General features: G+C 70.0%; 5 protein-coding genes and 1 pseudogene. 2 read left to right on the forward strand and 4 right to left on the reverse strand.

Annotated elements, in window-relative coordinates; genetic code table 11:
* Positions 1-380, forward strand: a pseudogene (locus tag VBO01S_RS32905) (Rne/Rng family ribonuclease); the annotation flags it as partial.
* A 61-nt stretch (positions 381-441) separates the two neighbouring features.
* Here VBO01S_RS32905 and VBO01S_RS30610 read toward each other — a convergent pair.
* On the reverse strand, positions 442-1,323 hold the full coding sequence (locus tag VBO01S_RS30610; RefSeq protein ID WP_062482744.1) for a LysR family transcriptional regulator: 882 nt from the start codon (positions 1,321-1,323) through the stop codon (positions 442-444).
* 111 nt (positions 1,324-1,434) lie between these two features.
* On the opposite strand from VBO01S_RS30610, the gene VBO01S_RS30615 reads away from it, so the two are divergent.
* Positions 1,435-3,003 carry an MFS transporter gene (locus VBO01S_RS30615; protein WP_062482746.1) on the forward strand — a complete coding sequence of 523 codons (1,569 nt, stop codon included), beginning with the start codon at positions 1,435-1,437 and terminating at the stop codon, positions 3,001-3,003.
* 22 nt (positions 3,004-3,025) lie between these two features.
* Here VBO01S_RS30615 and VBO01S_RS30620 read toward each other — a convergent pair whose 3' ends face one another.
* The 3 genes from VBO01S_RS30620 to VBO01S_RS32910 all read right to left on the reverse strand — a co-directional run.
* Positions 3,026-4,312 (reverse strand): heme biosynthesis protein HemY, encoded by a 1,287-nt coding sequence (locus VBO01S_RS30620; protein WP_062482750.1) that lies wholly within the window; start codon positions 4,310-4,312, stop codon positions 3,026-3,028.
* A 7-nt stretch (positions 4,313-4,319) separates the two neighbouring features.
* Entirely contained in the window at positions 4,320-5,414 is a 1,095-nt protein-coding gene (locus VBO01S_RS30625; protein WP_062482753.1) for a uroporphyrinogen-III C-methyltransferase, read from the reverse strand.
* On the reverse strand, positions 5,411-5,688 hold a 278-nt coding region (locus VBO01S_RS32910; protein ID WP_502688679.1), incomplete at its 5' end, for a uroporphyrinogen-III synthase. The genes VBO01S_RS32910 and VBO01S_RS30625, both read right to left, overlap by 4 nt.

The raw sequence follows: 5,688 nt of genomic DNA on the forward strand, positions 1-5,688 counted from the left end.
CCGCCGCGCCCGCACCGGCACCCGTCGCAGCGCCCATCGTGGTCGAAGCCGCGGCCAAGCCCGCAGCGGCAGCAGCGCCCGCCGGCAACGGCCGTGCACTGCCCAAGGTGCAGGCCTTCGAACTGCCGCTGAACGAGCTCGCGCAGATCGCCGAAAGCTCGGGCCTGCAGTGGGTCAACTCGGATGCCGAACGCATCGCGCAGGCGCGCGCCGCGATCGCCGCCGAGCCGAAGCCGGTGCACGTGCCGCGCGAACGCCCGCCGGTGATCGTGCTCGACGAAGGCCCGCTGGTGCTGGTCGAAACCCGCCGCGACCTCGGTTCGATGTCGCTGCCGTTCGAACAGCAACAGCAGCCGCAGGAACAGCAGCGCTCGCTCTGAGCCCTGCCTCCTCGCAAATGAAAACGGCGCCTTCGTGGCGCCGTTTTTTTTGCTTCGGAGTTCAGGCCTGCTGCGGCAGTGCCTCGACACCGGGCAGGTCAGGCATCTCCAGGATCAGTTGCCCGAAGCGGCAGGCACAGGGCGTCTTGCCGTTCTCGCTCCAGATCAGCGAGAAGTTCACGCTCGGCAGCGGCGGCAGGCCGTAGCGGCCGTCGACGATCTTCATGCCCGGCTCCACCTCTTCGCGCGTGAGCACCGTCACCGCGAGCCCCGCCAGCACCGCCGCGCGAATGCCCTGCGGGCTGGCCGAGGTGAAGACCACGTGCCAGTCGAGCGACGACATGAGGTCGAGCGCCGACCCGGCCACCTGCCGGTTGACGCACGGCTTCGGAAAGAAGGCCAGCGGCAGCGATGCGCCCTTCGGCGCCTCGAAGGCCTCGGCCGCAGCCCACACCAGTTGCGTGCGCCGCAGGCAGGTGCCCTCCACCACGTCGGGCGGCGACATCACGACCGCGAGGTCGAGCTCGCCGGCGCGGATGGCCGCGCGCAAGTCGGTGTGCATGCTCACGCAGACCTCCATGCGCACCGCCGGGAACCCGCGCGCGAACTGCGAAAGCAGCGGCGGCAGGCGGTCGCCCATGAAGTTGTCCGGCACGCCGAAGCGCACCACGCCCGAGATCGGCGAAGGCTGGAAGCGCCGCGTCATCGCGTCGAGCGTGTCGAGGATCTGCGTCGCGTAGCGCAGGAAATCCTCACCGTCCTCGGTCACCGTGAGGCGGCGCGTCGTGCGGTGCAGCAACGGCCGACCCACCTGTTCCTCGAGCTTGCGGATCTGGTGGCTGATGGCCGACTGGGTCAGGTGCAGGCGCTCGGCGGCGCGCGTGAAGCCGCCGGTTTCCTTGACGGCCACGAAGGCGCGCAACAGCGTGGGGTCGAAGTCCATGGCGATCCTGGATAAATGATGTTTCCTAATGAATTCTAGGAAATCAAATCATTTCCATCATGAAGAGGGTTTCACCAGAATCGGCCGCTCTGCCTTTTTGGAAACCGTCCGATGTCCCTCTCCCCTGCCGGCAAGAACCGGATCGCCCTGTCCGCGGTCTGCCTGATTGCCTTGATGTTCGGCCTGGAAATCTCCAGCGTGCCGGTCATTCTTCCCACGCTCGAAAAATCACTGCATGGCGACTTCAGCGACATGCAGTGGATCATGAACGCCTACACCATCGCCTGCACCACGGTGCTGATGGCCGCGGGCACACTGGCCGACCGCTACGGCCGCAAGCGCGTGCTGATCGTCGGCGTGGTGCTGTTCGGCGCCACCTCGCTGGCCTGCGGCATCGCGGGCAACGCGCCGGTGCTGATCGTCAGCCGCTTCCTGCAGGGCCTGGCCGGCGGCGCGATGCTGATCTGCCAGCTCGCGGTGCTCTCGCACCAGTTCCAGGAAGGCAAGGAACGCAGCAAGGCCTTCGCCATCTGGGGCGTGGTGTTCGGCATGGGGCTGGGCTTCGGGCCGATCGTCGGCGGCGCGATCGTGGCGCTGTCGAGCTGGCACTGGGTGTTCCTGGTCCATGTGCCGCTGGCCGTGGTGGCGCTGGCTCTGGTGTTGGGCAGCGTGGAAGAGTCCAGCGACCCCGATGCGAAGCGGCTCGACCTGCCGGGCATCGTCACGCTGTCGCTCGCGGTGTTCGGCCTGACCTACTTCATCACGCAGGGGCCGGGCCTGGGCTTCGCGAGCCCAGTGGCCATGGGCATCCTCGTGGCGACGCTGGCCTGCTTCGCGGTCTTCGTGTGGGTCGAGAAGATCAACCCGCACCCGATGTTCGACTTCTCGGTGTTCCGCATCCGCAATTTCTCGGGCTCGATCGTCGGCTCCATCGGCATGAACTTCAGCTTCTGGCCGTTCATGATCTACCTGCCGATCTACTTCCAGAGCGGCCTGGGCTACGACGCCGTCACGGCCGGCTCGGCGCTGCTGGCCTACACGCTGCCCACGCTGGTGCTGCCGCCGCTGGCCGAGCGCCTGTCGATGCGCTACCGGCCCGGCGTGGTCATCCCGGCGGGGCTGTTCGTGATCGGGCTGGGCTTCGTCGCGATGCGCTGGGGCAGCGGCGTGGCGCACGCAAGCTGGCTCACGCTGCTGCCTGGCTGCCTGCTGGCCGGCATCGGGCTGGGCCTGACAAACACGCCCGTCACCAACACCACCACCGGCTCGGTGTCGAGCGCGCGCGCGGGCATGGCCTCGGGCATGGACATGAGCGCGCGGCTGATCACGCTGGCCATCAACATCGCGCTGATGGGGTTCCTGCTGCTCGAAGGCATTCATGCACACCTGAAGCAGGCCTTGTCCGCGTCGCTCGATGCGGTGCAGCTGCGCGCGCTGGCCGAGAAGGTCGCGGCGGGCAGCTTCGCCTCACTGCCCGAGCAGTTCCCGGCGCTGGCGCAGGCCGATCCGTCGGGCGCCGCCGTGCATGCGGCGCTGGTGCACAGCTTCGGCTGGGTGATGCTCTACGGCGGGATCGGGGTGTGGGTGCTGGCCGGCTTCAGCCTGCTGATCTTCGGCAACGGCAAGCCGTCGGTGCGAACAACAGGCCTGGCGACCGCAAAGGAATCCGCGTGCTCTTGAAGCCGGCGGACCGAGGCAACGCTCAGGGCGTGTTGTCGACCTGCGCCGCGCGCTTCCACGCATCGGCGGCCTGCGCGTGGTCTTCGCGCGCCTCGGCCAGCTGAGCCAGCGCGAGCCAGGCACGCCGGTAGAGGTCGGGGTCTTGCAAACCGAGCCCGGCCTGCGTGAGCAGCTGCTGGGCCTTGCCCCACAGCTGGCGTTTCATGCAGGCCATGCCGGCGAGGTACTGCAGGTTGGCGTCGCGCGGGTTGTTGCGCTGCGCGCTCTCGATGCGTGCGAGCCAGTCGGCATCCACCGAGTCGAGCCCCGCTTCCAGCGCGCGCGTGAGCTTCACACGCAGCCCGTCGCCGAGGCCGCGCGGGTTCGCCACCATGCGCTCCCAGGCCGGCAGCAGCCAGCCGCGTGCCAGTGCCAGGTCACCGCGCAGCGCGACCATGCGCTGGGCCGCGTGGATGGCCACCTCGGGCATCTGGCGCTCGGCGGAATCGAGTTCGGACCACGCACGCAGCAGCTGCGCCGGATCGTGCGCACCGGTCAGCAGCTCGGTCGCGAGGCCGCGCACGATGCTTTGCGCCGCCGCGTCGGAGAAGGCGCGGTGCTTGGCCAGCAGGCGCGCGGTGTCGAGCGCCTCGACCGTGCGACGGTCCTGCCGCGCGGCCTTGAGCCGCAGCCGCAGCGCCAGCGTGCGGCGCTGCGCGCCTTGCGGCAGTTCTTCGAGCCGTGCGAGCGCGGCCGTGGGGTCGCGGTCGTCGAGCGCCCAGCGTGCGGCGCGCAGCTGCACGCCTTCGCGAGTTTCCGGGCTCGCGAGCACGGTGCGGTCGGCGCTTTCGTTGAGGGCCTGCTGCAGATGGGCGTCGCGCGCGGCCTTGTCCTGCAGGGCCTGCGCACTTTCGGCGGCCAGCAGGTGCGACAGCACGCGCACCTGCTGCGCTTGCGGCAGCTCGGCGCCGAGCGCGGCCAGTGTCTTTTCCTGCGTGAGCGCGGCCTGCGCGGCCTTGCGGGCGCGCGAGAAGCGGCCGGCGATCAGCTGCACCATCGCATCGAGCAAGGCGGAATGCAGCATGCGTTCCTTCTGCTGCAGCCGCCAGTGGCGCGCCTGCGTGGGCAGCGAGAACAGCGCCGCGAGCGCGCGCAACGCGACGTGCAGCAGCACGAAGGTCAGCAGCAGGATCACGAGCACGAGGTTCAGCGAGAGATCGACCCGCCACGGCGGCCAGAACACGGTGATCGTGCCCTGGTTGTTGCCGGCGAACAGCGCCACCGCCGCAGCGACGGCGAACAGCGCGAGGAGCCAGATTGCAGCGCGCATGAACGGATCAGCGCCCTGCGGCCGCGGTGGTCAGCGCGGCCAGCGTGTCGTCGATGCGCACCGGCTCCGTGCTGCGCACGAGCTGCTGCAGTTGCTGCAGCTGCGTGGCCGCGGCCTGCGTGCGGCGCGAGGCCGGATCGAAATAGCGGTTGAGCGATGTGGTGACCTGGCCCAGTTCGCCGCGCGCGGCGTCCATCTGGCGCGACAGCAGCGACAGCCGCGCGTTGAGCAGCTTGAGCTTGAGGTTCTCGCGCAGGAAGTACGACTGCTCGGGCGCCAGCAGCACCGCCTCGGGGCTCTCGATGCGGCCCACGCGCACCAGCGAGCGGGCCTCGCCGCGGATGGTCAGCAGCACACGCTGCCACCAGGGCGCATCAGCGGGAATGGGTTCGGGACGCCAGGCGTTGACGCCGTTGCCGCGCACGGCCACCGCGTTGAGCGTGGGCAGGTCGTCCACGCTGCGCACCAGTTCGTCGAGCTTCTGCAGGGCTTCGGCGCTGTCGGTGCTGGCGCTGCTGCGCAGGCGGTCGGCATCGCGCTGCATGGCGCGCTGCACGGGCGCCAGCCGAGGTTGCGCGGCGCGTGCGATGCGCAGGTCGCCGGCCTTGAGCGCGGCGAGCAGCGGCTCGAGGCTGCCCGTGACCTGTGCCTGCTGCAGCGCGAGGCGCACGGCGGATTCGATGTCGATCACCAGGTTCTCGTCGCGCGAACGCGAGAGGCTTTGAATGAGTTCTTCCAGCTGAGAGCGCTGCAGCGCGACTTCGGCCACGCGGGTCTCGATGAGGGCCACGCGGGCAGCGGCGTCGCGCACCGTGTCGCTGGCCTGGCGCGCCAGCGTGCGCGCTTCCATCGACTGGGCGGTGGCCTCGGCGCTCTGGCGCGCGAGCTGTTCCTTCATGCCGCCGACCTTCTGCCACAGCGCGATGGTCGACAGCAGCGCGATCAGCGCCACGAGGGCCACGAGGCCCATGCCGATGCGTGCCAGCAGGGTGGCCGCGGCCGCCTGGGCGGCGGGCGTCTGGTGCGGCGCCACCGTGGCGGGCACCTGCACCGGGGCGGCGGAAGGGGGAGAAAGGTCGTCGGACGGGGACGCGGCGCTCATGCGAAGGATTCTATCGACGCGATCAGCGCTTCCCGCAGGGGTGTGCAGACACGCAACGCCCCGAAACCCGCGGCCTGCGCGGCTTCGCCGATGCGTGCATGGGTGGCGATGGCGCGCGCGGCCTGCCAGGAGGTGCCCGGCATGGCGCGCTGCAGGTTGCCGATGGCTTCCGAACTGCTGAAGAGCCAGATGCCGTGTCCGGCGGCGGCTTCGGTCGCGATGCGGCGCTGCGCGTCGTCGAGCGCGGGCGCCAGGCGCCGGTAGGCCACGACGG

Source organism: Variovorax boronicumulans NBRC 103145, from assembly GCF_001591345.1.
GTDB classification, from domain to species: domain Bacteria; phylum Pseudomonadota; class Gammaproteobacteria; order Burkholderiales; family Burkholderiaceae_C; genus Variovorax; species Variovorax boronicumulans.